Source organism: Accumulibacter sp. (assembly GCF_031732815.1).
Lineage (GTDB): Bacteria > Pseudomonadota > Gammaproteobacteria > Burkholderiales > Rhodocyclaceae > Accumulibacter.
This window is the reverse complement of the sequence record NZ_JAVMKF010000198.1, coordinates 1-3792: the sequence shown is the minus strand read 5'-3', so window position 1 is coordinate 3792 and position 3792 is coordinate 1. Positions and strand designations below refer to the sequence as shown.

General features: G+C 65.4%; 2 protein-coding genes and 1 pseudogene. All 3 read left to right on the top strand.

The features are described from left to right. Positions 1-642, top strand: a pseudogene (locus RKP46_RS12880) (coproporphyrinogen III oxidase); the annotation flags it as partial. A 76-nt stretch (positions 643-718) separates the two neighbouring features. After that, positions 719-1390: a sulfite exporter TauE/SafE family protein gene (locus RKP46_RS12875; RefSeq protein WP_311107015.1), complete on the top strand. Its 672-nt coding sequence runs from the start codon at positions 719-721 to the stop codon at positions 1388-1390. A gap of 2 nt (positions 1391-1392) precedes the next feature. Continuing rightward, positions 1393-3645, top strand: coding sequence for a heavy metal translocating P-type ATPase (locus tag RKP46_RS12870; protein ID WP_311107014.1), 2253 nt, complete (start codon positions 1393-1395; stop codon positions 3643-3645). Positions 3646-3792: the final 147 nt, after the last annotated feature.

The following is a 3792-nucleotide window of genomic DNA, read 5'->3' as shown; positions in this document are numbered from 1 at the left end:
CTGCCCAGCCTCTTCAAGCCGCAGCGAAGGATTCTCGAAGCCGACATGCCGAGCCCCGACGAGCGACTGCAGATCCTCGCGCTGGCCATCGCGCGCATGACCGAAGCCGGCTACGTCTACATCGGCATGGACCACTTCGCCAAACCCGATGACGAACTGGCGGTGGCGCAACGGCAAGGCCGCTTGCATCGCAACTTTCAGGGCTATTCGACGCATTCGGACTGTGATCTGCTGGCCTTCGGCATTTCGTCGATCAGCAAGGTCGGTCCAACGTACAGCCAGAACGTCAAGACGCTCGACGAGTACTACGATCTGCTCGACAGCGCCAGCTTGCCGGTCTATCGCGGAATCGAGCTGAATGCCGACGACCTGCTGCGGCGCTCGATCATCCAGTCGCTGATGTGCCACTTCGAATTGTCGATCGAGTCGATCGAGATCGCGCACCTGATCGATTTCGCGAAGTACTTCGCAACCGAACTGGAAGACCTGCAGGAACTCGTGGCCGCCGGCCTGGTTCGTATCGACGACAAGTGGATCAGCGTGCTGCCGCGCGGTCGCATGCTGGTGCGCGCCATATCGATGGTCTTTGATCGCTATCTGCGCGCCGACCGGCAGCGCACACGTTACTCGAAAGTGATCTGAGCCGACTTCGCCGGCGCGCGAACGGAAGAGAGTAGAATCGCTCCTCTTCGCGTTCGACAATGCATCGCCTGCGCTGATGCCGCAAACCACTTACCTTGCCCTGCTGCTGATCGGCCTGCTCGGAGGGACGCACTGCGCCGGCATGTGTGGCGGAATCGTCGGCGCGCTGTCCTTCGGCGGACCGCCGTCAATCACGCTGCACCTGGCGTACAACGCCGGAAGAGTCTCCTCCTACTGCCTGGCCGGCGCACTCGCCGGGGCACTCGGCGAGGCCAGCATTGCCCTGTCGGGGCCACTGCCGATTCGCCTCGTGCTGTCCATACTGGCCAACCTGATGCTGATCGCGCTTGCCTTCTACCTGATGGGTGTCGGCGCTGCCCTCGCCTGGCCCGAGCGGCTCGGGCAGAAGCTCTGGCGTTATCTGCAACCGCTTGCGCGCAGCTTTCTGCCCGCACGCAGCTTCGTCCAGGCTTTTCCGCTCGGCCTGCTCTGGGGCTGGCTGCCCTGCGGACTGGTCTATTCGGCGTTGGCCAACGCCCTGACCAGCGGTTCTGCGCTGCACGGCAGCGGAATGATGCTGGCTTTCGGCATCGGCACGCTGCCCAACCTGCTTCTCGCCGGACTGCTCGCCAGTCGGCTGCACGCTTACACTCGGCTTCCGGCAGTTCGCTGGCTGAGCGCGGCGATCATCCTGTGCTTCGGCGTCTGGGGCCTGTTCACCAGCACCCGCCAGCTCCTGCTCGCCTGAAGATGGCGCCCGGAGAAGAACTCGGCGCTGCGGCGCAGACGGTCGAACTGCTCATCGAGGGAATGACCTGCGCCGCTTGTTCGGCGCGCATAGAAAAGCAGCTCAACCGTCTGCCGGGCGTCGAAGCAGTGGTCAATCTGGCGACAGAGCGCGCCAACATCCGTTACGTCCCGCAGCTCGCCGGACTCGAGCTCTTGCTGGCAACGATCAGCCGCGCCGGCTTCATAGCGCGGCCGCGCATAACCACGACGGCAGCCGACGAACAGGCCAGGAAGGCCGAAGTTCGCCGCGCCGACTTGCGGCAGCTCTACTTCGCGATCGGGCTGACGCTGCCGCTGGTCGTGCCGATGCTGGGCCTGCTCGATCCCTCCGCGCCGACGCACGACGAACTCCTGCCGCGCTGGCTGCAACTGGTACTGGCGACCCCCGTGCAGTTCTGGATCGGCTGGCGTTTCTATCGCGGCGCCGCCAACGCGCTGCGCTCGGGGGCGGCGAACATGGACGTTCTCGTCGCCCTCGGGACGTCGATGGCCTATCTCTTCAGCGCCGTCGTCACGCTCGCCGGCCTGGCGCACCTGCACGTCTACTTCGAGGCCTCGGCTGCGGTCATCACGCTCGTTCTGCTCGGCAAGCAGCTCGAAGCGCGTGCACGGGCGAGGACGACTGAGGCCATCGAGCAGCTCGTCCGCCTGCAACCAAGGACCGCGCGCGTCGAGCGCAACGGAGAACTGTGCGAAATCGACGCTGCGCTTTTGATTCCCGGGGATATCTTCATCGTGCGCCCGGGTGAGAGTCTGCCGGTCGACGGCGAGGTCGTTGATGGCGTATCCACGGTCAATGAGGCGATGCTTACCGGCGAAAGCATGCCGGTCGCCAAACGCGCCGGCGAACGCGTCTTCGCGGCGACGATCAACGCTCAGGGAATGCTGCGCTGCCGAGCAACCGGCGTCGGCGAGCAAACACTGCTCGCCGGAATCATTCGCCTCGTCGGCCAGGCGCAGGCGTCGAAAGCCTCGGTGCAGCGACTCGCCGACCGCATTTCAGCGGTCTTCGTGCCGACCATCTGCCTGATCGCCGTCGTCACGCTGTTCGCCTGGTGGGCGATCGGTGGTGTCTTCAGCACGGCACTGGTCAATGCCGTCGCGGTGCTGGTCATCGCTTGCCCATGTGCGCTCGGACTGGCGACGCCGACAGCAATCGTCGTCGCGACCGGCCAGGGAGCCGCCGCAGGCATCCTGGTGAGGAATGCCGATGCGCTCGAGCGCGCCGGTCAGATCAGCGTCCTCGCCGTCGACAAGACGGGCACGCTGACCCAGGGTGAGCCAGCGCTGACCGATGTGGTCGCGCTGGCCGCTACCGCTGACGAGGCGCTACGCCTCGCCGCCAGCCTCGAACAGGCGTCCGAACATCCGCTGGCGCGCGCCATTCTGCGCGAGGCGCAGGCGCGGGGCTTGACCCTGCCGGCGCTCGACTGGTTTCACGCGATTCCGGGTTGGGGTGTGACCGGCTGTGTCGCCGGACGCCGGCTCAGTCTGGGTGCTGCGACGGCGCTCGCGCACACGGCATGTCCTGGCGAACTGATCGATACCTTGCAGCGCGACGGCAAGACGGTGGTCATACTCTGCGCTGAAGCCGAGAGCCTGTCCCCGGAGCAGCCGCACCCGACGTTGGCTGGACAGGCACTTGCGCTGCTGGCGATTGCCGACCCTTTGCGTGCGAGCTCGCCGGCCGCCGTCGCGCGCTTGCAGGCGATGGGGATTCGCCTCGTCATGCTGACCGGTGACCATCTGGAAACGGCGGCGGCGATTGCCCGGCAGGCGGGAATCGACGACTATCGCGCGGGGATTCTCCCGGGGGAAAAGGCGAGCGCGGTGCGCACGCTGAAGGAAGGGCGGACGATTGTCGGCATGGTGGGCGACGGTCTGAACGATGCCCCGGCGCTGGCTGCCGCCGATGTGGGTTTTGCCATCGGCGCAGGGTCGGACGCGGCGATCGAAGCGGCTGACCTGACCTTGCTGCGCAATGATCTGACCGCCCTCATCGACGCCATCGCGCTTTCGCGTGCGACATCGAGAAAAATCAGGCAGAATCTCTTCTGCGCTTTCGTCTACAACGTGCTCGGGGTGCCGCTGGCAGCGCTCGGCTACCTGAATCCGGTGCTGGCTGGGGCGGCAATGGCGCTGAGTTCGGTCTCCGTTGTCGCCAACTCGCTGCTGCTCAAACGCTGGCGTCGCGTGCACCATCCGCCGACCTGATCACTTGGCGGACAACCGCTTGTCGACTGCGGCGCAGACTCTTGATCTTGTTTCGTCGTCGCTTGCCGTGATGGCGACCCTTGAAAGCGTTTGATGCAATGGAAGAAGCTGTCCTTACCGTGCGCGGAATGAGTTGCCAGGGCTGTG

What these genes read in the sequence shown, in the direction of transcription:
- RKP46_RS12875 (WP_311107015.1), top strand. Translation starts at nt 719, where the DNA reads ATGCCGCAAACCACTTACCTTGCCCTGCTGCTGATCGGCCTGCTCGGA.
- RKP46_RS12870 (WP_311107014.1), top strand. Translation starts at nt 1,393, where the DNA reads ATGGCGCCCGGAGAAGAACTCGGCGCTGCGGCGCAGACGGTCGAACTG.